17 protein-coding genes and 1 pseudogene are annotated in these 22,137 nt (G+C 68.6%); 10 read left to right on the top strand and 8 right to left on the bottom strand.

The window, feature by feature from the left end:
* Positions 1 to 68: 68 nt before the first annotated feature.
* Positions 69 to 1,037 carry an NAD(P)-dependent alcohol dehydrogenase gene (locus tag E5671_RS43575; protein WP_160509711.1) on the top strand — a complete coding sequence of 323 codons (969 nt, stop codon included), beginning with the start codon at positions 69 to 71 and terminating at the stop codon, positions 1,035 to 1,037.
* Between the two features lie 123 nt (positions 1,038 to 1,160).
* Here the strand turns inward: E5671_RS43575 and E5671_RS43580 are convergent, their stop codons facing one another.
* Both E5671_RS43580 and E5671_RS43585 read right to left on the bottom strand, forming a co-directional pair.
* On the bottom strand, positions 1,161 to 2,726 hold the full coding sequence (locus E5671_RS43580; RefSeq protein WP_160509712.1) for an alkaline phosphatase D family protein: 1,566 nt from the start codon (positions 2,724 to 2,726) through the stop codon (positions 1,161 to 1,163).
* Positions 2,723 to 3,301, bottom strand: a complete 579-nt coding sequence (locus tag E5671_RS43585; protein WP_160509713.1) for a phosphoesterase — start codon at positions 3,299 to 3,301, stop codon at positions 2,723 to 2,725. The genes E5671_RS43580 and E5671_RS43585 overlap by 4 nt, the downstream gene beginning before the upstream one ends.
* 312 nt (positions 3,302 to 3,613) lie before the next feature.
* On the opposite strand from E5671_RS43585, the gene E5671_RS43590 reads away from it, so the two are divergent.
* From E5671_RS43590 to E5671_RS43600, 3 genes are all read left to right on the top strand, one after another.
* Positions 3,614 to 5,674 (top strand): FHA domain-containing protein, encoded by a 2,061-nt coding sequence (locus E5671_RS43590; RefSeq protein WP_160509714.1) that lies wholly within the window; start codon positions 3,614 to 3,616, stop codon positions 5,672 to 5,674.
* Positions 5,675 to 5,834: 160 nt separating this feature from the next.
* On the top strand, positions 5,835 to 6,434 hold the full coding sequence (locus E5671_RS43595) for a DoxX family protein (RefSeq protein ID WP_160509715.1): 600 nt from the start codon (positions 5,835 to 5,837) through the stop codon (positions 6,432 to 6,434).
* A 167-nt stretch (positions 6,435 to 6,601) separates the two neighbouring features.
* Positions 6,602 to 7,759 carry an epoxide hydrolase family protein gene (locus tag E5671_RS43600; protein ID WP_160509716.1) on the top strand — a complete coding sequence of 386 codons (1,158 nt, stop codon included), beginning with the start codon at positions 6,602 to 6,604 and terminating at the stop codon, positions 7,757 to 7,759.
* 37 nt (positions 7,760 to 7,796) lie between these two features.
* Here the strand turns inward: E5671_RS43600 and E5671_RS43605 are convergent, their stop codons facing one another.
* Both E5671_RS43605 and E5671_RS43610 read right to left on the bottom strand, forming a co-directional pair.
* Positions 7,797 to 9,077 carry a YeeE/YedE family protein gene (locus E5671_RS43605; RefSeq protein ID WP_160509717.1) on the bottom strand — a complete coding sequence of 427 codons (1,281 nt, stop codon included), beginning with the start codon at positions 9,075 to 9,077 and terminating at the stop codon, positions 7,797 to 7,799.
* A gap of 272 nt (positions 9,078 to 9,349) precedes the next feature.
* Entirely contained in the window at positions 9,350 to 10,288 is a 939-nt protein-coding gene (locus E5671_RS43610) for an alpha/beta fold hydrolase (protein ID WP_160509718.1), read from the bottom strand.
* Between the two features lie 249 nt (positions 10,289 to 10,537).
* Between E5671_RS43610 and E5671_RS43615 the strand changes: the two genes are divergently transcribed.
* The 3 genes from E5671_RS43615 (at position 10,538) to E5671_RS43625 (ending at position 13,022) form a co-directional block, all read left to right on the top strand.
* Positions 10,538 to 11,122, top strand: a complete 585-nt coding sequence (locus E5671_RS43615) for a TetR family transcriptional regulator (protein WP_160509719.1) — start codon at positions 10,538 to 10,540, stop codon at positions 11,120 to 11,122.
* 790 nt (positions 11,123 to 11,912) lie between these two features.
* Positions 11,913 to 12,293, top strand: a complete 381-nt coding sequence (locus tag E5671_RS43620) for an FKBP-type peptidyl-prolyl cis-trans isomerase (RefSeq protein ID WP_160509720.1) — start codon at positions 11,913 to 11,915, stop codon at positions 12,291 to 12,293.
* Between the two features lie 264 nt (positions 12,294 to 12,557).
* A complete protein-coding gene (locus tag E5671_RS43625) occupies positions 12,558 to 13,022 on the top strand; it encodes a hypothetical protein (protein WP_160509721.1) in 465 nt (154 codons plus the stop codon).
* A gap of 7 nt (positions 13,023 to 13,029) precedes the next feature.
* On the opposite strand, the gene E5671_RS43630 is transcribed toward E5671_RS43625, so the two are convergent.
* Both E5671_RS43630 and E5671_RS43635 read right to left on the bottom strand, forming a co-directional pair.
* Positions 13,030 to 13,913, bottom strand: a protein-coding gene (locus E5671_RS43630; RefSeq protein WP_443032769.1) for an IS5 family transposase whose coding sequence is annotated in 2 segments (ribosomal slippage) — positions 13,030 to 13,547 and positions 13,547 to 13,913 — 885 coding nt in all. Because the reading frame shifts where the segments join, the coding sequence is not laid out codon by codon here.
* A 45-nt stretch (positions 13,914 to 13,958) separates the two neighbouring features.
* Positions 13,959 to 14,897, bottom strand: a complete 939-nt coding sequence (locus E5671_RS43635; protein ID WP_160509722.1) for an NADP-dependent oxidoreductase — start codon at positions 14,895 to 14,897, stop codon at positions 13,959 to 13,961.
* Between the two features lie 194 nt (positions 14,898 to 15,091).
* Between E5671_RS43635 and E5671_RS43640 the strand changes: the two are divergent.
* The 3 genes and pseudogenes from E5671_RS43640 to E5671_RS43650 all read left to right on the top strand — a co-directional run bounded on the left by E5671_RS43640 (position 15,092) and on the right by E5671_RS43650 (position 18,010).
* A pseudogene (locus E5671_RS43640) lies at positions 15,092 to 15,753 on the top strand (transposase).
* On the top strand, positions 15,750 to 16,163 hold the full coding sequence (locus tag E5671_RS43645) for a hypothetical protein (protein ID WP_237330381.1): 414 nt from the start codon (positions 15,750 to 15,752) through the stop codon (positions 16,161 to 16,163). The pseudogene E5671_RS43640 and the gene E5671_RS43645 overlap by 4 nt, the downstream one beginning before the upstream one ends.
* Before the next feature lie 479 nt (positions 16,164 to 16,642).
* Positions 16,643 to 18,010, top strand: coding sequence for an FG-GAP and VCBS repeat-containing protein (locus E5671_RS43650; RefSeq protein WP_160509723.1), 1,368 nt, complete (start codon positions 16,643 to 16,645; stop codon positions 18,008 to 18,010).
* A gap of 347 nt (positions 18,011 to 18,357) precedes the next feature.
* On the opposite strand, the gene E5671_RS43655 is transcribed toward E5671_RS43650, so the two are convergent.
* Together E5671_RS43655 and E5671_RS43660 are read right to left on the bottom strand one after the other, a co-directional pair.
* Positions 18,358 to 18,759 (bottom strand): maleylpyruvate isomerase N-terminal domain-containing protein, encoded by a 402-nt coding sequence (locus tag E5671_RS43655; RefSeq protein ID WP_202121487.1) that lies wholly within the window; start codon positions 18,757 to 18,759, stop codon positions 18,358 to 18,360.
* 425 nt (positions 18,760 to 19,184) lie between these two features.
* Positions 19,185 to 21,695 carry a DEAD/DEAH box helicase gene (locus tag E5671_RS43660; protein ID WP_160509724.1) on the bottom strand — a complete coding sequence of 837 codons (2,511 nt, stop codon included), beginning with the start codon at positions 21,693 to 21,695 and terminating at the stop codon, positions 19,185 to 19,187.
* Positions 21,696 to 22,137 lie beyond the last annotated feature (442 nt).

Below are 22,137 nucleotides of genomic sequence, written 5' to 3' on the forward strand. Positions count from 1 at the left end.
GGAGGCTGGTCAGCAGGTTGAACCGGCGCGATGCTCGGGGGCAGCAGCATCCCCACCAGGAGGGCCCCATGAAGGCCATTGCACAGGACCCCTACGGCACTGCCGACGGCCTGGAACTACGCGACATCGACCGGCCCGTTCCCCGGGACAATGAAGTGCTGGTCCAGGTGCATGCCGCTGGGGTGGACCCGAGCATTTTGCACCTCATGACGGGCAAGCCCTACATCGCCCGCCTCGCCTTGGGACTGCGCAAGCCCAAGAACCCGGTTCGCGGCTGGGACCTCGCCGGAGTCGTCGAGACGGTCGGTTCGAAGGTGACGCGTTTCAAGCCGGGGCAGGAGGTCTTCGGAATCGGCGACGGCTCGTTGGCCCAATTCGCCTGCGCCAGGGCCGACAAGCTCGCGCCCAAGCCCGCCAACCTCACCTTCGAACAAGCCGCGGTTCTCCCCGTCTCCGGCGTCACCGCCCATCAGGCCCTCAGCGGCAAGGCGCGCCCGAAACCAGGGCAGAAGGTCCTTGTCATCGGCGCCTCCGGCGGCGTCGGGACCTATGCCATCCAGCTCGCCGTCTCCTGTGAAGCAGGCGTCACCGCTGTCTGCGGCCCTGGCGCGGCGGACTTCGTGCGGGCCCTGGGCGCCACCGACGTCATCGACTACACCAGCGGGGAAATCACCGACGCCAAGCAGCTGTTCGACATCATCCTCGATGCCGCCGGCAACCGGCCGCTGTCCCTGCTGCGCCGGGCACTGGCCCCCACAGGCGTCCTGGTGATGGTCGGAGGCGAAGGCGGCGGCGACTGGATGGGCGGCATGGGCCGTCAGCTCGGCGGCTACGCGCTCTCACCGTTCGTCGGGCAGACACTGCACAGCCTCGTAGCGAGGGTGCGCCACAAGGACCTGCTGACCCTCAAGAATCTCGCGGAGACCGGCACCATCGCACCGGCCATCGACAGCACCTACCCGCTCGTTGAAGCCGTCGCCGCGATCAAGCACCTGGAGACGGGCCGTCCCCGGGGCAAGATCGTCGTGACCGTATGAGCTGAAGGCGGTGTTCGCAGCCCTGACGAGGACATGTGCGGTCCGGTCGCGGGCCGCGTGTGGGGTGAGGGGCTGCCGGTGCCCCGGGCTGCTGGGGCCGGGGCACCGGCAGGTGGTGTGGTGTCAGTCCCTGCGGTACTGCGCGGGCGAGCCCTTGGTGTCCTTGTCCTCGTAGGAGCCGCTCTTGCCCCGGTCTATGTGGAATGTGGTCAGTGTGCTGATGGGTGAGTGCGGGTCACGGCGGTCGTCGATGACGCGCATGTGTGCGCTGAACCGCTGTGGCGTCACCTCGTACACGTCGTAGCCGTACCGGTTGCCCTCGAAGTACTTCAGGTGCGGATTGGCCTGGCCCATCAGCGGCCCGTTGGCGGCGTTCCAGTCGGCCGAGTATGCGCCGGACGTCACCGAGTGGGCGGTGAACTCCGTGCCGATCAAGGGGGATTGTGGCTCGTCGAAGTCGGTGCGGATGTCGTCGACGAACGCGGAGTGCCAGTCGCCGGTGATGACGACCAGGTCCTCCAGACCGCTCTGGTGCACGTGCCCCAAGACTTCCTTGCGTTCGGCGAGGAAGCCGTCCCACTGATCGGTGAACATGTACGAGCCGCCAGGGCGGCCCCTCAGCTGGCTCAGCATGATCGAGTTGGCCCACACGTGCCAGGCGTCGGGGGCGCGGTCCACGGTCTTCTTCAGCCACGTCTTCTGCTCGGCGCCCAGGATGGTGCCGTCCGGCAGGTTCTGCGCCGAGCGGTGCGAGCGCAGGTCGAGCACGGCCAGCTCCAGCAGGTCGCCCCAGCGCCGCACCCGGTGGATCTCGGGGTCGGGCAGCGCCGAGCCGCCGAAGGAGTCACGGTGCGGCATGTGCTCGAACCACGCCTGGTACGCGGCCGCGCGGCGCCGCATGAACGGGGCGCCGCCGCCGGTACCGCTGTAGTCGTTGACGACCTCGTGGTCGTCCCAGGTCAGGAACCACGGATGGGCGGCGTGAGCCTCGCGCAGCGATTTGTCGCCCTTGTAGAGAGCGTGCCGCTTGCGGTAGTCGGCGAGGGTGAGGATCTCCGGTCCGTCGTGGTCGCGTACGTGTTCCTCGGGTACGCCGCCGACTTGGCCGTGCTCGTAGATGTAGTCGCCGAGATGGACGACGAAGTCGAGGTTCTCGCGGGCGATGCCGCGGTGGGCGGCGTAGAAACCGTCGTGGAACGCCTGGCAGTTGGCGGCCGCGAAGGTGACCTTGGATATGCGGCCGCGCGGCGCCGTCTTCGTACGGCCGACGCGGGAGGTCTTGCCGAGCGCCTTGAACGCGTACCAGTAGTGGCGGCCGGGGGCGAGGCCGCTCACCGGCACGTGCACGCTGTGGCCGAGCGTCGCCGACGCCGGGGCGGTGCCGCGGGCGACGACGTGGCGCAGCCTGGCGTCCTTGGCGACGACCCACTCGACCTCGACGACCTCGGCAAGTTTCTGCTCGGCGGCGAGGGGTTCGGGCGCGAGTCTGGTCCACAGCACCACGGAGTGCGGCTGCGGATCGCCGGAGGCGACGCCGAGCGTGAACGGCGCGCGGTCGTACTCGGCGCCCAGGTTCTCGGCGGCCTCGCGGGCCTGCGCCGGGGTGAGGCCCGGGGCGAGCGGCCAGGCGAGGCTGAGCGCGCCGACGGCCGCGGCGGACTTGAGCAGGTCACGGCGGTTGACGGTCATCGGCGTTCTCCGGTGGCGCTGAGGGTGAGGGAAAGGGCGTCCGCGTAGCCGTCGTTGGAGGTGCCGCTGCCGCTGCGCGTGAAGACGAGCAGGACCCGCGCCGAGCGGGCGGTGGGCGGCACGGCGGCTTCGGCCGTGCGCTCCAGGAGCCCGGTCCTGCCCTGCCGGTCGGCCGCGCTGATGGGGCCGAGGACGCTGAGGGCGATGGGGGTGCTCTTGGCGTCGCGGAACTCCACGGAGAGGCGCGCGCCGTCCTCCTGCCCGGCGAAGCCGCCGAGCCAGCCGGCCAGCGTGTACCGGACGTTGCCCGCGTCGACGGCGCGGCGTCCGGTAGGACCAGTCCTGGGCAGGTCGATGTCCTGCATCAGCACAGTGCGCGGGCTGTTGCCGCCCGAGTAGAAGCGGCTGCCGCGGCGGGCCGGGCCGGGGTCCGAAGCGGTCGGGTAGCCGCCGCCCAGACGGTAGTCGATGAGCGCCGGGGCTCCCTGGGTGACCTTCCAGCCGTGGACCTTCGAGACGGGGTCGGCGGTGCCGCCGGCCCCGCTCTCCGCGTCGCCGTTGACGACGAGATTCACGCGCGCCTCCTGTGATCGGTGAGTTGAGCGCGGTCAGCCCACCAGCCCCGCATGAATCAGGAGAAGCATTCCGGCGAATTCTGTTACCGATGTAATTCGCTGCACATGGACGTATGACGACCGTTCACCGGCTCGCGCGTGCGTGACCGGGACTGCGGCCGGCGGCGCGGTGTCTTTTCAGGCAATCGAAATGTCCCACTGAACGCACGACTGCACCCCGCCGTATGAACTCAGTGACACACGGCGGCCTCGGTTCGGTCGCCCCGCTGCGCGTCCTGGCTCGACGAGTGAGTGAAGGGAATCCGAGGACCCATGCCTCCTGAGATTGTCAGTCATCAAGGCGCCCTGGCCGGAGAGCGGTTCGGCATCGGCACGAAGCCCCTCACGTTCGGCCGCAAGCCGGCGAACGACGTGGTGATCCGCGACGTGAGCATCTCGCGGTTCCATGCCGAGGTACGCCGTGAGGGGCACGGCTTCATGCTGTACGACCTGGGAAGCAGCAACGGCACGTACGTCAACGGGGAACGCGCGACCTCTCACGTGCTCCAGCCCGGCGACCTGATCACCATCGGCGAGGAGACGTTCCGCTTCGAGGCGGCGGATCCGATGGAGACCATCATGGACCTCTCCGTGCTGCAGGCGCTCACACCTCCTCCTGTCGAGCAGCCGGTGCCGGTGCTCAAGGTCACGGTGTCCGGCGGCGGCCCCGTAGGGCTGGCCTTCGCCCTGCTGCTCGAATCCCTTCTCGGCCCCCGGGTCGCCATCACGGTCTACGACGGTCGCTGGACCCGGACCGGAGGCAGAGTCGTCTGGAAGGACGCGAAGCAGGGCAACGTCCGGCGGCAGCAGGTCGTCACGGTCCAGAGCCGCCAGTATCTGGGCCTTCCCCAGGAGGTACAGGCGAGGCTGTTCAGGGACGGCGCGTACAGCGAGATGTGGCCGGCGGGCCCGGACTCCATCGACGGTCACAACCCCCGGAACATTCGCATCGCCTACGTCGAGGACACCCTCCTTGAGATGGCCAACGAGAAGCCGGACCACATCCGCCTGATACCGGAGCGGTTCGACGCGGTCCAGCACGAGAAGACCGCGGCCGCGGACCACGTGCTCGCCATCTGCGAGGGAGGCCGCTCCCGGACGCGTGAGCACTTCGCCGAGAAGTTCGGCCAGGCCGACAAGTCCATCTACTCCCTGGAAGGCGCGCATCTCCAGGACGTGGTGCTCGGCCTGAAGGTGAAGTCGCGGCTCCCGGACCCGATGTCCGTACTGCTGACCGTGGCGCAGAACCGCTTCCTCCTCAACTCCCTGCGCGGTGAGGGCTTCCTCAACATGCGCCTGACCGACGAGGAGGCGAAGGAGGTCGTGGGCATCGACCCCGTACGGCAGGTGTTCGAGGACTGCATCGCCTCACGCCCGTGCGTGATGAACCGGAGCGACGACGGTGACTTCTGCTGCGACACCCACAGCACCCTGTTCCTGCCCGCCCTGATCAAAGGGTCGGCGCTGTGGAAGCGGGTCAAGGAGGGCCTGGCGCTGTTCGCCGTGCCCGAATCGGACCTGACCGCCGTCACCGCGTTCCGGCTCGACATGGTGCAGCGGCCGCGGTTCACCGCACGGCTGCATCCCAGGACGTCCGCAGGGCCCGGCACGTACGGATTCCTGCTCGGGGACGCCGCCAACGCCATCCACTTCTGGCCGGGGCGCGGCCTCAACAGCGGCTGGGGCTCGGTCATCTCGCTCGCCCGGTCGCTCAGCGGCACCTGGCGGGGGCGGCCGTTCCGCGACGCGGACTTCGTCCGCCATGAGGCGGCCATGTCGATGCTCCAGTACCGGCACAAGAGCCGTGCCTGGAACTCCATGATCACCACGGATGAGCACGGGGTGCCCCGGGCCATCAAGGACAAGATCCAGCAGAGCATCTCGGAGTCCATGGAGCACGAGTCCATGGAGCAGGGCCAGGGCCTGGACCGCGAGTCCGACCTCGAATCACTCATGAAGCAACTCCGCACGATCCGCGGCCGCTTGGCACCCCGGGTCCCCGGAATGCCGGACGACGCGACGCTCCTGAAGCACCTGGACACGCTGGACAGGCGGACCCTGTACACCTTGGTCCGCAGCGGTGCGTGGGACACACAGATCGTCGGCGGCGAGGAGGTCGACATCGACATCTTCTATCCCGCGGAGCGGTTGGACCCGTCTCCGGCGCGGTTGTCCTCGCCCCCGGAGGGATTGGACTCGTCTCCGGAGGGATCGGACTCGTCTCCGGGGCGGTTGGACCCCGCCCATGGATGCGAACGTCACCCGGAACGCATGGCCGAGCCGGGTCTGCTGGAGGCCGGTCCGGCGATCGCGATCAGCGCCCAGGGGGTATGAATGCCTCGGCGGAGCGTGGCCAGGGCGCGCCGGGCCGGCGAGGAAGGGGCATGCGGGCGCCGCCCTGCCGTACGAGGGTTTGCCGTAAACAACGGTTTGCCGTACGCCGGTTTCGCGCGAAAGGCTGTCTGAGTGGCCGTATCGGGGGAAGCCGTGGGGCATGGCTGTTCTCAGGAAATTCGCACGCCCCTTGCTCGCCTCCGTCTTCGTGTCGGGAGGTCTCAGTACCCTCCGGGACCCCAAGCGCGTGGCTTCCGCCGCGGAGCCCGTCGCGGTTCCGCTGAGTTCCCGGATACCCCGTCTCACGGAGGACCCCGAACGCCTGGTCCGCGTCAACGGCGCGGTGCAGGTGGGGGCCGGGGTGATGCTTGCCACCGGGCGGGTTCCGCGCTTCGCCGCGCTCGCGCTGGCCGGTTCCCTTGTGCCGACGACCCTGGCCGGCCACGCCTGGTGGAAGGAGGAGGACCCGGACCGCCGAGCCGCGCAGCGCACCCAGTTCATCAAGAATCTCTCGCTGTTCGGTGGCCTGCTCATAGCGGCGGCCGACACGCACGGCAAGCCGTCCCTGACCTACCGCGGCCGCACCACCGCCACCCGCGGCCGCGCCGCCGCCAAGTCCACCGCTACCCGCGGACGTTCCGCCGTGAAGACTGGCGCTCACCGCGGTCGTAGTGCCGCGAAGTCCGGTGGCCGGGCAGCCCGACTCGCCGGGCGCGATGCAGCAGGTGCGCTGAGCAAAGCGGCAGGGTCCGTTCGGTAGCTGCGGGTCTCGGTGAGTCCACAGGGTTGGGTCTGGTCGGCACCGCATTCGACTACGCGGCACCGCGTTCGACCGAACACCGGCACACAGACGGGCACGGCGCTCACACGACTGGGAGAGCCGTTACGCCTTGGCAGCTGTTGCGCTGGAGGCATGAGAATGCCTCGATGCAGACGTTCAGGATCACCACGACCGACGATGCGCTCGCCGACTTGCGCGAACGGCTCTCGCGCACCCGATTCCGCGACGACCTGCCCGGCGAGGACTGGGGTTGGGGCACGCCGCAGCCCTGGCTGCGGCAACTCGTCGAGCACTGGCTGCACCGCTACGACTGGCGCCGGACCGAGGCGGAGCTGAACGCCCTGCCTCAGGTCATCGGCGATGTTGCCGGGCTGCGGGTGCACGCTTTCGTGGTGCGCTCACGGCACGTGGACGCCACGCCGCTGCTGCTGTGCCATGGCTGGCCGGGCTCGGTGGTGGAGTTTCTCGACTGCGTGCCCGCGTTGACCGACCCCGTCGCGCACGGTGGGCGTGCCGAGGACGCCTTTCACGTGGTGCTGCCTTCGATGCCCGGTTTCGGACTGTCCGGGCCGACCACCGTGGCCGGCGCCGACGTGGCTGCCATTGCCGACGCGTTCGCCGCCCTGATGGGCGAGCTCGGCTACCCCCGCTTTCTGGCTCAGGGCGGGGACTGGGGCGCCTTCGTTGTGCGCCAGCTGGGCCTGGCGCACGCCGACCGGCTGCTGGGAGTGCACCTCAACTTCCCCTGGGCGGTGCCCCCGCCCGGCATCGAGGACCCCGAGGGCGAGGCGACACCGGCGGAACGAGCGGTACTGGAACGCAACGCCCGGGTGTACGGCGCGGACAACGGCTACTACATCCAGCAGGCCACCCGGCCGCACAGCGTCGGCCCGGCGCTGGAGGATTCCCCGGCAGGGCTGGCGGCCTGGCTGCTGGAGAAGTTCCATACCTGGTCCGACACCCGCGAGGGTCTGCCCTTCACGCTCGACCGGCTGCTGGACAACACCATGCTCTACTGGCTCACAGGAACTGCCACATCATCTGCCCGCCTGTATGCCAAGTCGGCAGCGTACGGCTCCGATGCGCGGGTATGGGGCCGCAGGGTGGACGTGCCCACCGGCATCGCGCTCTATCCGCGGGAGAAGACCCGGGCTCCGCGCCGGTGGAGCGAACGCCAGTGGAACGTGGTGCACTGGGCGGAACAGCCGCGCGGCGGCCATTTCGCCGCCTTCGAGCAGCCCGGCCTTTTCACGGCCGACCTGCGGGATTTCGCCCGAAAGCTGCGGTCCCGAAAGCTGCGGTGAGGTGATATCCCGACAGGTGAGGTGATGCCCCGACAGGTCAGCAGACGCTGTCGGTCGGCTTCGGGTTGCCCAACCCGAACAGCGGACGCAGGCGCAGGCCGGCCCAGGTGCCGAGGATCGCTACGGCGGCCCAGATCCAGCCGTGCAGGGACCCGGAAGCGATGCCTGCCAGGTAGGCGCCGATGTTGCAGCCGCCGGCGAGACGAGCGCCGACGCCCATCAGGATGCCGCCGATGACGGCGGCGAGCGCGGTGCGGGCGGGGATGTTGCGGTGCAGCTGCCACACGCCGCCGGCGGCCGCGGCGACGGCCGCGCCGATCATGATGCCGATGTCGGTGAGGCTGTTCTTGTCGGCAAGCACCGGCCCCGACAACTGGGCCGCGCTGCCGGGCTGTTGCCAGAACGCCCAGGTCTCCGGCGCGCCGCCGAGCAGGCCGACGACCTTCGAGCCCCACAGGGCGAACGCGCTGGTGACACCCCAGGCACCGCCCGACACGAGCAGCACGCCGGCGCCGAGCAACGCAAGGACCACGGCGCCCGCGGCCAGCGGCCAGGAACCCCGCACCGTACGACGGAAGACACCGCGCGCCGAGGGCGGGTTGCCGACGGGCGGGGGAGTGCGGCGGGCCTGCACGGCGCGGGCGATGAACCAGATCCCGGCGAGCACCGCGATCGTCATCGCCCAGGAGCCGAACCAGCCGATGTGGTCGGACAGTACATACGGGTCGAGCGCGGGCAGGTCGTTCCAGAGGCCGAACTGCCAGGCGGCGAGGGTGGAGCCGGTGATGAAGCCGAAGAGAGTGAGCACGATCGTGCCCTGGCCGGATCCGACGGCAAAGAGGGTCCCGGAGGCGCAGGCGCCGCCGAGCTGCATGCCGATGGCGAAGAGGAAGGCGCCGACGAGCAGCGCCACTCCGATCGGCCCGGCGCTGGGCGCGGGCACCGAACCGAACAGGCCGCTGCCAGTGCCGATGACCAGGGCGAAAAGCGTCGCGGTGGTGCCGAGCAGCAGTGTGTGGGCCCGCAGCCCGGTGCCGTTGCCGACGGCCACCAGTTGACGCCAGGCGGAGGTGAAGCCGAACCGGGAGTGGAACAGGGCGAACCCAAGACCGAGGCCGAGCAGCAGCAGGACGCCGGGCTTGGCCCCGTGCTCCGCGAAGACGTAACCGGCGAGTGTGACCCCGATGGCGCCGGCAACCGTCAGCGGCACCCGCCGGACCGGCGGCGCGGCCTCGGCCGGAGGGGCGGGGGCGGAGGTGGGGGCAGGACTGAGCAGGGCGGTCCGGGGCGGCGCCCCGGCATCGGCAGCGGTGGTCAACGGGGTCTCCGGGAACGGGAGGGGATCGGACAGGCGGGGCTCGCGTGAGCGCGGAGCGAAGCGTCAGCGGCGACAGAGCGCGTCGTCGACGCTCCACGGCGTGGCCGCGAAGAGCGCGAGAGCGAGCTGACGGGCGGGTCCGAACATGCGCACCACCATAAGCATCCTGCCGAGATCCCGGAACGCCGTCTCACATAGAGAACACCTGAACGAGACGGCGGGCTGGACCGACTCCTGCAGCCCGCAGCACCCCACTCATGGTTCGACGGGTGTCAGTCGTCGTCGGCGATGAAGTCTGCTATCGCGGCAGCGATAGCTTCGGGCTGCTCGTCGGGGATGAAGTGTCCAGCGTCGGGCACGACGATTCGGGTGGTGTTGTCGGCCCATGGGCTGATGGAGGCGGCCATGTCCGGAACGGAGCCGTGGCTGCTGGAGATTCCGAGGATCGGCACAGTCAGGTGCCGGCACTTGAGCGCCTCGCGGTTCTTACGCGCTGACTCCGCGGCGTCTCGGTAGTACGCGAGGGAAGCGCGCAGGCCGCCGTCGGCGGCGAGTGCCGCCGCGTAGTGGTCGATCTCGGCGTCGTCGAACGTGTCGGGAGACAGGGCCTTCATCTTCAGGAACCAGCTGACGTACTCGTGTTCGCGGCCTGTAAGCAGCGTCTCGGGCAGGTCGGGCACGATGTGGAACGCGAAATGCCAGGTCTTCCACGCTCGATCCGGGTCGGTGGGAATCGCCTCCGGGAGAGTGACACCGGGAATTCCGGCGTCGAGCAGAGCGACCCCGCGCAGGTGGCTCTCGAAGTTGAGGGCGAGGGAGAAAGCGACCCAGGCGCCGATGTCGTGGGCGACCAGGAAGTAAGTCGACACTCCGAGAGCCTTCACGGCGGTGTGGACGTGCGCGGCGACCGCGTGCGTGTCGTAGCCGCGCTCCGGACGCTCGGAGTGGCCCTGCCCCGGCAGGTCGATCGCGATGACGTGGAACCGGTGAGCCAAGCCCGGCATCACCTTTCGCCAGGCCCACCAGGTCTGCGGGAATCCGGCGAGCAGGACGACGGCCGGGCCGCTCGGCCGCCCGCCTTCGACGACATGAAGGCGGACACCATCCGCGTCGACCCAGCGGTGAGTGAATCCGGCCAGGTGCTGCAGGGGAAGGTCGCGGATGGGGTTGGTTTCGAAGACATGCGGCGTGCTGGTTGCTGGGCCGGTCACGGGGATCCTCCATCGGTGTCAGGTGTCAGGTGTCAGGTGTCAGGTGTCAGGTGTCAGGTGTGCGGTTGGGGCGGTGTAGCTGACGGCGGTGGCTGGGACCACGTGGTGTGTTTCTCGCGCGGTCGCGAAGTGCGCGGTACGCCTGGCCATGACCGCGCTTGAAGGCTACACATCTTGAACTGACCAGTTCAAGATAGAATGGTGCGCAACACAGTCCGAACCATCGACGCATCGGCAAGGAAGTGCCGCGTGGCAGGCAAGAAGCAGTTCGACATGGACACGGCGCTCGACGCCGCGATGATCCAGTTCTGGCGCGTCGGCTACGCCGACACCTCATTGGACGATTTGTCTCGGGCAACCGGCCTGAACCGCAGTTCCATCTACTCCTCCCTCGGCGCCAAGGACACGCTCTTCCTGCGCTGCCTGGATCTCTACGCCGCGCGCTACGGCGAGAAGTACGACGCCGCCCTATCGTGTGCGGCCTCGGAACCCGTTGCCGCTGTTCGTGCGTTCTTCGACGTCACCCTCGAGCGCATCGCCGATCCCGAACTGCCTGATGGATGCCTGATTGCCCAGTCAGCCATGGCAATCCCAGCGCTGAGTCCGAGCGTCGCAGCGCACGTTGAGCAGGCGCTCGGCTTTCAGCTCCTGCGCCTGCGCACCGCGCTGAAGGTCGGCCGACTGACCGACCAGGACGCCGAAGCCTTCGCTGTACACGTGGCGGCTGTGAACCAGTCGCTCGCCGTCATGAGCAGGGCCGGGGCGAGCCCGGCGCAGCTCCTGGCAATCGTGGGCGTGACCGTGGACGCGCTGGCGCAGGTGTTGCGCGCGTGACGAATGGGCGCGCGCAATCACGTGAACCCGTCGAACGACAGGGACTGGTGCCGGGGGAGTGGAACCGCCGTTGCTGCGGTGCACGACGATCTCTGTGTCGCTCACCGCAGCGAGGCCGTTTCACAGGCTCTTCGTGCTGCCTGAACTCGTCCTCTTATGTGGTGCGTTCGCTCTGCACGACCTCAAGGGCCTGCTCGAAGCTGATGCCTTGGAACCACCATTCCGGGTGGATCTTCTGTACGCCGGGGATGGCCGGGCGGGTGAAGCTGAACGTCGCGGGGACTCGGCGGCTCCGTAGGCGAGTTCGGGGTTGTGGCACAGATCTTGCGGAGTCGTCGCGGAGCGTTGCCCCGAGGTTCGATTGCGAGGAGCCGGGTGCGCGTGAGACCGCGTACGCCTTGTTGCCTGAGGTCCAGAGTTGACGCTCCCTCAGCTCTACCTCTCGGCCGCTGCTGCGGTCGGTTGTGAGCAGCGGTCGCTTCTCGGACCGAGTCCACGACCGTTATCAGCGCAGGCTGAACGATCTTCCGCGCAGTGGGCCACGCGCGACCAGGCGACGCCCAGGGGCCATACCTGCGGAGGCGGGAGAGCAGGGCCTCGCCATCATCGAGTACGGGCGCAGCGTACCGATGACGTAGCACGCGCCGTCACGCTGAGCATCGTGCTTCGTTGGGCTTCGTGCACTCCAGGAGATCAGCGTTCACGACGGCATGATGATCTACCGCATAGAGTGACCATGCGCCTGGCTGGTCTGTATGAGGACTACTGGCGGCGAGGGAATGAGGCTGCAATGAGTGACCTGACGAAGCCCGAGATCGACCTTCCGGAGGGTGGTGCTCCGACCGAACTGACAATCCGCGATCTCGTCGTCGGGGACGGGCTCGAGGCGAAGCCGGGCAGGGTTGTCCGGGTTCACTACGTCGGGGTCACCTTCGAGTCCGGAAAGGAATTCGACGCCTCCTGGGACCGGGGCCAGACGTTCAAGTTCGCCGTGGGCGGTGGCAAGGTCATCAAGGGCTGGGACCGCGGGGTCAGAGGGATGAAGGTCGGCGGCCGGCGCGAGATCATCGTTCCCCCGCGCCTCGGCTACGGCAACCAGTCACCCTCGCCGTTGATCCCGGCGGGATCGACACTCGTTTTCGTGGTGGACCTGCTCTCCGTCGCAGTCTGAGTGGACGTTAAGTCCGATCTTCCTCGTTCGTGATCGCTCGATCGTGTGACTGATCACTGCATGGGCCCGATGTTCGTCATGGACATGCTGGGATTCGGGTCAAGGATGCCGTCAGTGCGTCCGATCGCCAGGGCGAACGCTGCCTGACGCTGCACTAGGGCGTGTGTCGAAAGTGGATCTTGCAGTGGCTCGGCATCTGGGGCGAGCGTGTCCGGTTCGCAAGATCGGCAGCGGTCGGTGGGCAGGTGCTGGTAGTAGTCGGCCATGGCAGGAGATCTGTGGACGCCGGTGGTTTCGATGGTCGGTGTGGCTGTGGGCGGTGCGCTGACGTATCTGACCCAGCGCACAACGCAGCGGGCGGCCGACCGGGCTGAGGAGCAAAGACGAGCTGCGGCGCTGACGGAGGAGCGACGTGCCGAGCAGATCAGGACTGTGCTGGAGTTCATCCGGTTCGCCTTGGAGGCCGAGGGTGTGGCTCATGCACGGCCGCCTCGATGGGAGGTCGGTGATGAGTGGTACCGAACGGCCAGGCTGGCGATGGACGGCCTGCGCATAGCCGAGAACGGCGTCCAGCTGCTGTGCGCTCCTGGCCTACAGGCATCGACGACCGCCTACGCCCGCGCCTTGAATCAGGCGGTCTGGCAGGAGGGCGACGGGACGGGCCTGGCCGAGCGCCTGGAGCCGTGCAAAGCGGAGTTCCTCGCCGTCGCACGCCGCAGCTTGAGCTGACCTCAGGTCACAGCCACTCGTTGATGGCCGCTATGAGGGCGGTTGCTTCGTAGCGGACGGCGAGTTTCTCGTAGCGTGTGGCACGTGTGGCCACTGCCCGGTGCCTTGTGAGGCGGTTGATGCCGCACTCCACCGCGTGCCGCTCGCGATAGTCGATCTTGTCGAACCTCGGCGGGCGGCCGCCGCGCGAGCCGTGCTTCTTGCGGTTGCGGATGTGATCGGCCTTGTCCGGGATGGTGCAGCGGATCCCGCGACGCCGCAGGTGAGCACGGTTCTTGCGGGAGGAGTACGCCTTGTCGGCGCGCACCCGCCGCTGCCGGGTGCGCGGTCTGCCGGACCCCAGCCGCGGCACCCTGATGCGGCCCAGGACGGCCTCGAACTGCGGGGAGTCCCCGCGCTGCCCGGCGGTGATCACGATGGACATGGGTTTCTGCCCCTGCTCGACGGCGAGGTGCAGCTTGGTGGTCAGGCCGCCGCGCGAACGCCCGAGGCCGTGGCCGTCGGGCTCGACGGCGACACCGCCAGGCGGCTCCTTCTGAAGGTCCCCCTTTCCCGCGCTCCGGCGGCGTGCTGGTGGGCCCGGCAGACGGTGGAGTCGACGTTGATATCCCAGGTGATCAGGTCCTTCGCATCGGCCCGGGCCTGGAGTTCGGTGAAGATGCGCTGCCAGGTGCCGTTGCGCTGCCAGCGGCGGAACAGGTCGTACGCCCGGCCCCACGGCCCGTACTCCTCGGGCAAGTCCCGCCACGGGATGCCGGTACGGACCCGGAAGCGTATGCCGTCGATCAGCTGCCGCCGGGTCCAGATCGGTGGCCGAACAGGCTTCTTGCCCTTCGGCAACAGCAGCTCTAGCGCGGTCCATTGTTCGTCCGTCAGATCTCCACGCTCCACAGATCAAGATCATCTCGCGTTTAAGATCCACTTTCGACACATGCCCTAGGGCACGAGGACGATCTTGCCCTGTACCCGGCCGGTTTCGCTGAGCTCGTGGGCCTTGGCGCACTCGGTGAGCGGGAAGGTCTCGGAGATCGTGGGGCGTACGCCGTGGGTGTCGACGAGTTCGGCGAAGGCGGTCAGCACGGCGGGGGTCGGCTCCAGGAAGAACTCCACGAACCGTATGCCGAGTTCAGCGGCGCGTGCCGTCACCTCGGTGCGGTCCACGCCGACGCCGACGACGTCGACCAGGATGCCGCCTGGCTTGAGGGTGGGCGGCGAGCGCGGGCCGTATTCGTTGCTGATGGTGTCCAGCACCGCGTCGATGCCGCGTAGGGCCGAGAAGTTTTCCACCATGTAGTCAATCAGCTTGTCGGCGCCGAGTCCGCGCAGGTAGTCGTGCTTGGCGGCGCGGGCCGTGCCGATAACGTACGCGCCCCGGGCCTTGGCGATCTGTACGCCGAGGTGGCCGAGGCCGCCGGCCGCGCCGTGGATCAGCACTCGCTGGCCGGGCTGTAGGTCGGAGAGGGTGACCAGGGCCTGGTAGGCGGTGAAGCCGGAGATTGGCAGGGCAGCGGCGCCGACGTGGTCGAGGGTGCGTGGCTCGGGCGCGATCCGGTCCTCGGTGACCACCACGTGGTCGGCGTGGCTGCCGTGTGGCGGGAGGGTCCAGCCGTAGACTTCCTCGCCCACCGCGAAGCGAGTGACGCCCTCGCCGACGGCCTCCACCGTGCCGCTGAACTCGTGGCCGAGCACGAACGGCGGCGGGCCGAAGAAGTCCACCTTGCCGATGCGGACCTTCCAGTCTGCGGGGTTCATGCCGGTGGCTCGTACCCGGACCAGGACCTCGCCGGGGCCCGGCGAAGGCAGGGGTATCTCGGCGAGTTCCAGCACATCGGAGCCACCGATGGCCTGCTGTGTGATCACCCGTGTCATCGTCATGCAGATCATTCTGAGCCCGATGGTCATGGGGGAAAGCGGTTTCGCCACCAGCCGAGGGGCAACTCAGTCCCCACCGATTCGTCTGCCTCTGAGTGGACGTTAAGGCTGACCTTTCTCGGTTCGTGATCGCTCGATCGTGTGACTGACCGTTGCGCGAGCCCGATGTTCGTCATGGACATGCTGGGGTGCGGGGGATGGGCAGAGAGCCGTATCCGAGCGACTTATCGGACGAACAGTGGGCCCTGCTGGAGCCGATGATCACGGGTTGGAAGCAGGACCGGGTGGTGTGGTCGGCGACCGGGGACCCGGGGTCCTGCGACCTCCGGGAGGTCGTGAACGCGATCTTCTACCAGAACCGGACGGCGGCCGGCGTCCCCAAGACCACGACGGGACTGGACGTCAACAAGAAGGTGTCCGGGCGCAAGCGCGGACTGGCCGTGGACGTGTTGGGGCTGGTCATCGGCGGCGTCGTCCTGCCGGCCTCCGCCCACGACAACGCCGCCGGCACGGCCCTGCTCGACCAGGCCGCCAAACGCTGCGGGAACCGGCTGGAGAAGGCCCTGGTGGACCAGGGCTTCAAGGACGAGGTTGTCATCCACGGCGTCCTGTAGAACATCGACGTCGAGATCGTCCGCCGCAACCCCGACGACAAGGGCAAAGGCTTCGTCCCGCAGTCCAAGCGGTCGTGGAGCAGGTGAACGGGACCCTGCTGCTGCACCGGCGCCTGGCCCGCGAGTACGACCACCGGCCCGACACCTCGGCCTCACGCGTCTACTGGGCCTCCACATCGAACATGGCACGCCGCCTGACGACACGGAGCCCCGCCTGGCGCGACGACCTCGGGCTGGCAGCGTGAACGTCACCCAACTCCTCGCCGACATCCTGACCCGGCACGAGGCGGCCACCGCCCGCGCCGAAGAACTCCAGGAGCAGATCGACCACCTCACCGCCGCCCTGGCCGAGACCGGAGCCCGGCTCACGGAGCTGGACATCGCCCGGAAGGCCATCGAGCAAACCGCTCCGGAAGCCACCGGACCCGGCCCGACCCCGACCGACATGAGCACCGCCTACCAGGCCATCGTGAACGCCTTCAACCAGCACCCGACCAGGCGTTCCGGGCCCGTGAACTGCACGAACTCCTCGACATGCCCATCGACGAGGCAACCGTCAACATCACCCGAAGCCGCCTCGCACGCCTCCTACGTCAAGGCTTCCTCACCCAACCCGGACGAGGCCGCTACCAGAAACGGACTTAACGTCCACTGAGTGCAGCGCTGAGTCCCGGAGGGAGCCGGACCGGGAGCCCGGTTGGTCGGCAGTGATGCTGGACCACAGCCAGGCGTTGGCCTCAGTGAACGTGGCGACCACGCGTGCCGGGGCGACTGCCATGCCGGCCCGTCGAGAGCCTGGTTTTTGAATCCCCGCTTGCGCCCCGACACCCGGCCCGCCCGCCCGCCGATCGCTCTCCGCGCGGACGGCGGGGTCCAAAAGACAGGCCCTGCCAAGCACTTACGACGTTCCTTTGCGCCCACGTACAACCCTTCGACGCCGCCAGCGGTCTCTTGTTCGCCGCCCCCACGCGTCACTCGGGACGACTTCCGGTGAACGGCGCGGTGCCCCCCCATGCAGCACTTGACCACGCACCACTTGACCACGCACCCATCGGTGCCCAGGTCGCCGACTTACCCACCATCTCCGCCTCTTCACTTTCACCACGCTTCGGCTCACAAGGAACCCCAAAACAAATGCAGATACGCACAACGACGACGCTCGCCACCTTCCTGGTGGCGGGCCTCGTCCCTCTCACCCTGCCCGCCGTGGCAGCGAGCGCCGCGCCCGCGAAGCACGGCGACGACTTCAACGGCGACGGCTACCGCGACTACGCGTACTCGAGCTTCAGCGCCAGAGGGGGCGGTGGCGTCACGGTGGTCTTCGGGACCGCCACCGGGCCCGGCGCCACACAGCAGCGCATCACCCAGGCGAGCCCCGGCGTGCCTGGCGCCGATGAGGCCGATGACATGTTCGGCGAGGTACGGGCCGCCGCGGACTTCGACGGTGACGGATACGGCGACCTCGCGGTGGCGGCGACCGGCGAGAACGGCTCCCACGGTGCCGACCAGGGCGCTGTGACGGTCCTGTGGGGCTCGGCCTCCGGCCTGTCCAAGGGCACGACTCTCCCGAACAAGAACCCGGGCCGCAACAACTACATGGGCAAGGACCTGGCGACCGGCGACTTCAACGGGGACGGCAAGCAGGACCTGGCCGTCATCAACGAATCCATGACCTACGTCTACCGCGGCCCGCTCAAGCGCTCCGGCACCACGGGCACCGTGACCAAGCTCGACAAGACGACGTCCTTCTACGCCTCGGCCCTGATCTCCGGCAAGGTCAACGGCGACAAGAAGACCGACCTCGCGATCATCGGTGACGTGGTGAGCTCCGAATCCATCGCGTCCGACGCTTGGTTCATCAAGGGCGGCGCGAGCTCGCTCACGCCGGGCAAGAGCCTGCGCCTGGAGTCCCAGTCCGGCAACGGCGGCAGCTCCGAGCGCGGCGGTGACGGTGTCATCGCCGACTTCGACAAGGACGGCTACGGCGACATCGCCATCGGCACGTCTCTCCACTCGAAGCACAAGGGCCGCGTCAGTGTCTGGTACGGCGCCACCAGTGGCCCGTCCCAAAGCGCCCGCCTCACCCAGTCGACGAGTGGCGTCGCGGGATCCCCGGAGAACTACGACGAGTTCGGTTCATCCGTCTCGGCGGGCGACGTCAACGGCGACGGCTACGCGGATCTCGCGGTCGGCGTGCGGGGCGAGGAGATCGACGGCCAGGACTACGCGGGCGGCGTGCACGTCTTCAAGGGGCGGTCGAGCGGCCTGTCCGGTGCCGGTTCGCAGTGGTTCGCCCGCAACACCCCTGGCGTGCCAGGCCCGTTGGCGGCTGACGACCAGTTCGGTGGCCTGGTACGGCTGCGCGACACGAACGGCGACGGAAGAGCCGACCTGCATCTGAGCGCCTTCGACTCTCTGCGGCTGCCCGGCTCGGCCAGCGGCATCACCACGGCGGGCGCGACGGAATACGACGCGGCTCCCGTTGACAGCTTCTTGCAATAACTGCGCACAGCAAGGCCGGGTGGGGACACGCGATGAACTAGGCCACAGCGTGTTCCCTCCTGGGCGCGGGTGGTCTTCGCTCGCGGAGCTGTTGGAAGCAGTCGTGGAAGCGCTGGAGGCCAACCGGCCCCTGAACGGACACATGCGGGTCCTCTAGGACGAGGGTGGTCTGCGGTGGGACAGCACCACCTAGCTGGTGGCTAGATTGGAGGAGTATCCCGATGACCGACCACACGCCGGCCGAGACCATCCGGTACACCGCAGGCGTCGTACTGCTGACGAGCGACCGCCGCTCTGGTGGCCTCCCGTTCTCGTCCTGCTGATCGAGCGGAGCTGGGGCCCTCCTTCTATGGTCGGCACCCCAGGTAGGCGGCCAGCCGGGTGTAGGCGTCGAGAGCGGTCCGGCCGGGCAGTGTGGCCCACGGAAGTTCGACCATGCGGTCGAGCTTGTCGTCGTCGGCCCACACCCGCTCGACCTCGCTGCGAGCCCGGGCAAATGCGCTTGCCCAGCCGTCGTCGGCAATGCCCTCGAGCACATCGGGGACCTCGCGCGCATCGCCCCCGGTGCCGACACGGACGAGCTTGTGCAGCACTGAGACGACATGCCCGAGCAGCGCGCGAACGTCGTAATCGGCACAGGGAGTGCGGCTGCTCAGCTCACTGGGGCGCACCGCCGCGACCTGCTTCCCGGCTTGATCAAGTGCCCTGGCGAAGATCGGGCGCGGGTCATGGGCCAAGTCAGTTGTCATGAGCGGGAAGCTACAAGGGCACACTGACAGGCCGGACATGGCATGAAGATCCCACCGCCGTGGCGTCCTCTGATGCCGGCACGTACGCGGCCTGCTCCGATGACGGGCCGCCCGGTCCGGGACAGGGGAGATGAGCGCTTCGGCGCGGGTGCTGCACAGGTCGCGGTCCTCGTCGATCCCTGGCCTTCACGGGCCCCGCCGCTGCGCGGCCGGTGAAGGCCGCCGCACCTTCAACGGCACCGTCATCGAGACCGGCACCGACTCTGCCGCCTCGCCCGCCCTGACCGCCTACACCGCCCAGGCCGTACGCGCCTGGCGCAACCGCTACCGCCGCGACCAGCTTCAGGTGAGCCTGCCGCCCGCCGGAGCGTCATGCCTTTCCCGGACCGGAGTTCACTTGCGCCACGGGCCTACTTTCACGTGCGCTATGCCCAGCGCATGCCGATCTGAGACAGCTGCTCCATCCGCTCCGGTGAGAGCGTCGCGGCCCGGCTGCGCTGGTTGCTGACCCATGCCCCCAGACCGAACTGGAGCTCCGAGCCGTCCCCGGAGAGCACCGTCTCGACGTGTTTGCGGGGGACGTGCAGGTGGCCCTCGCGTTCGTAGAACTGTCGGGCGGCGGCGAGGTTGGCGTTCCACTTGTCGGCCTGGCTGGTCCGCGGTTTCGGCTTCTCGTCTTCGGTCGCGGGTGTGATTCCGAGGACGTGTTCGCACATCCATTGCTGGACGGTGGTGAGTTGGTCCCATCCGAGCCTGACCGTCTTCACCCACCGCCCGAGGTCCTCGCCCTGGCGCAGGACCTCGCCCGCCTCGGTGGGCAGCGCCTCGCCCGCGTCCAGGTGCATCCGGACCAGGTGGAAGCACCGCTGCCACGTCACCGGCCACGACGGGCACCAAGACGCGTCAATCTCCTCCAACTGCTCACGCCGCTCGTCCGACAGCGCCCCGGCCGACGACTCCACCGATAGCCCCTCCGCACGCCGCTGCTCGACCTCCTGCGCCTTCCGGGCGGCGGCCCGCGCATTCTTCAACCAGATGCCCACCGCAGCGCCCTGGAAGGTGGCGTCCAGCGGCGCCAGGAGGTGCCCGTGTTCGGCGGCCCATCCGCGCGCGGCGGCCAGTCCCTCCTCCCACGCGACGTCGAAGTGCGACCAGACCATGCCGAGCTTCTCCAGCTGCTCGATGCGGTCCCCGTCCATGTCACCCCGGGCGTAGAACCGCCTTGCGTCGGCGATCCACTGCCCAAGTGGAAACCCGGCGAGCGAGGCCGGCCACCCCTCGGGTTCCGCCTCCTGGTCCCCGCTCTTGGGCACGCGGTAGGTGAACGGCACTTTCAGGTCGCCGTGCTGGCGGGCGTAGATGGCGGCGGCTTCGATGCCGCGCCGCCAGTGTTGGTGTTCGGGGTTGAGTACGCGCAGGTTGATGAACGCTGCCAGCTGCTCGGGGTCGCGCGGTGTGCTGAACTTCAGCAACTGCCGGGCCGGCACCGACAGCCAGTCGCTTCGGTCGCTCTCGGCTCCCTCGCCTTCCTCTCCGCTGCGGCTTTGAACGCCTCGGACACTGCTTTGTGCCTGTTGCTCGGCGAGCTGTTCCACGACCCGGGTGTCGTGCGCCCTGAGCGCTTCAAGCAGCTTCGCGAGGCCGCCGTACGCCCGGCTGGTGAGCATGTTGTCCGCTGTCTCACCCGGCCCCAGCAGCACCGGCACCACAAGCGAGGCCACCTTGCCATCGCCCGGCTGCATCCGCAGCGCGCGACCGACGGCCTGGACCAGGTCGGGCATGGAGCCGCGCACATCCGCCCAGTAGACGGAGTCACAATTTCGGGTATCTACCCCCTCCCCGAGAACCTTCACGGATCCCAGGTACCCCTTCTCCACCACAGTGCCGTCCGTGGCGATCCCGGCGGCGAACTCCTTGAGTACACGCCGCCGGTGGAGCGGCTTGTGCTCACCGCACAGCCAATCGGCCCAGACCGTCTTCGGATACAGCGCCGGATCGCCGGCGTGCAACTGCGCAGCGACGCCAGGGAGACCGGCCGCGAACGCTTCGGCTTCCTTGACGACATGGTGGAAGACCAGCGTGCGGCCAAAGCCCTCCTCGGCCGACGCCTTCACCAACGCGGTCTGCAGAGCAGCCAGCCGCGCCCCACGCACCTCAGCCGACCGCCCCTCCGCACCCAGGAGCTGCGCGGCTTGGAGCGCGGTGTCGGTGACGTCCACGCAGACGACCTGGTAGGGGGCGCAGATTCCCCGGTCGATGGCCTCCGAGAGCGTCAACGTGAACGCCCTGCTGCCGAAGGGCCCGTCGGGGTTGTCGTCCATGCTGGCGACCAGCTCGCCGGGTGCGCCGGCCTCGTCCTCGTCTCCGAGCTGCCACAGCCGGGGCGTGGCCGTCATGTAGAGGCGGCGCAGGGAGGGGATCTTCTGGTTGTCGTGGACGACCGCCCAGGGCTTGCCGATCCGGCCCGAAACGCGGTGGGCTTCGTCCACGACGATCAGGTCCCAAGCCTCCAAACCCGCAGCGTGCGCCCGCTCCAGCGTGCCCATTCCGAGGCTGGCGTACGTGGCGTACACGGTCACCCTGTCCAGGCCCCGCGTCCATTCCACCAGCTCGTCCACGTCCGTGGTGTTGGGGAATACCGCTTCCTCGCCCCGCAGCGAGGACACCCCGATCATTGGCCCCCGGCGGCCTCCCTCACGCCATGCGGTCTCGGTCTGGGCGAGCAGGTCCAGTGAGGGTACGAGCACCAGCACACGGCCTGCGCGGAGCTCCTGTGCGGCCCGGGTGGCCACGAGGGTCTTGCCGGTTCCGGTCGCCATGATCACCTGAGTGCGGAGCCCGCGCGGAGGGACAGTTGATCGTTCCGGCAGTTCCAGTGCACGGAGTACCGCGTCCACGGCTTCTCGCTGATGGGGACGGAGTTCCTTCACTGCCATTCCGATCTACCTTCTCGTGGGCTGTGTCTGTGGCGTCACACGTGCGGATCTGAGTGAGTTCGTTGTTGGTCTGTATGGGGTGTCCCGGGTGTGGGGTAGGCACCTGCTCCGGGGGTTGTTTTGCTGGGGTCATCGGTGTGATGTGTGGTCGGGACAGTGAGTTACAGGGGCGCTGGTCAGTTTGGTGCAGGTTCCTGAGGGGCGGGGGAGTGCAGCGGCGGGGCGGGTGTCGGAGGGGTGTCTCCTAACTTATGTGTTGTGGCTGGTGGTTGGCGGATCGTGCCTGGTGGGGGTGGGGCTGGGTGTCGTCGGTGCCAGGGGGTAGGGCGTGGCCGGGATGGGATTTGTTGGCGGCGGTCTGGGGGAAGTCGAGGCCGCCTGGTTTGTGTCCCGGTCGCTGGGGCGTGAGGGCTTCACCGATCCGGCGTGTGCGGTTCCTCGC

Origin of the sequence: Streptomyces sp. BA2 (genome assembly GCF_009769735.1) — a bacterium.
Taxonomy (GTDB): domain Bacteria; phylum Actinomycetota; class Actinomycetes; order Streptomycetales; family Streptomycetaceae; genus Streptomyces.

Bases quoted from the DNA above. Each gene is read 5' to 3' on its own strand.
- E5671_RS43600 (WP_160509716.1), top strand. From the start codon at position 6,602: ATGCAGACGTTCAGGATCACCACGACCGACGATGCGCTCGCCGACTTG.
- E5671_RS43580 (WP_160509712.1), bottom strand. From the start codon at position 2,726: ATGACCGTCAACCGCCGTGACCTGCTCAAGTCCGCCGCGGCCGTCGGC.
- E5671_RS43635 (WP_160509722.1), bottom strand. From the start codon at position 14,897: ATGACGATGACACGGGTGATCACACAGCAGGCCATCGGTGGCTCCGAT.
- E5671_RS43650 (WP_160509723.1), top strand. From the start codon at position 16,643: ATGCAGATACGCACAACGACGACGCTCGCCACCTTCCTGGTGGCGGGC.
- E5671_RS43590 (WP_160509714.1), top strand. From the start codon at position 3,614: ATGCCTCCTGAGATTGTCAGTCATCAAGGCGCCCTGGCCGGAGAGCGG.
- E5671_RS43660 (WP_160509724.1), bottom strand. From the start codon at position 21,695: ATGGCAGTGAAGGAACTCCGTCCCCATCAGCGAGAAGCCGTGGACGCG.
- E5671_RS43620 (WP_160509720.1), top strand. From the start codon at position 11,913: ATGAGTGACCTGACGAAGCCCGAGATCGACCTTCCGGAGGGTGGTGCT.
- E5671_RS43625 (WP_160509721.1), top strand. From the start codon at position 12,558: ATGGCAGGAGATCTGTGGACGCCGGTGGTTTCGATGGTCGGTGTGGCT.
- E5671_RS43655 (WP_202121487.1), bottom strand. From the start codon at position 18,759: ATGACAACTGACTTGGCCCATGACCCGCGCCCGATCTTCGCCAGGGCA.
- E5671_RS43595 (WP_160509715.1), top strand. From the start codon at position 5,835: ATGGCTGTTCTCAGGAAATTCGCACGCCCCTTGCTCGCCTCCGTCTTC.
- E5671_RS43575 (WP_160509711.1), top strand. From the start codon at position 69: ATGAAGGCCATTGCACAGGACCCCTACGGCACTGCCGACGGCCTGGAA.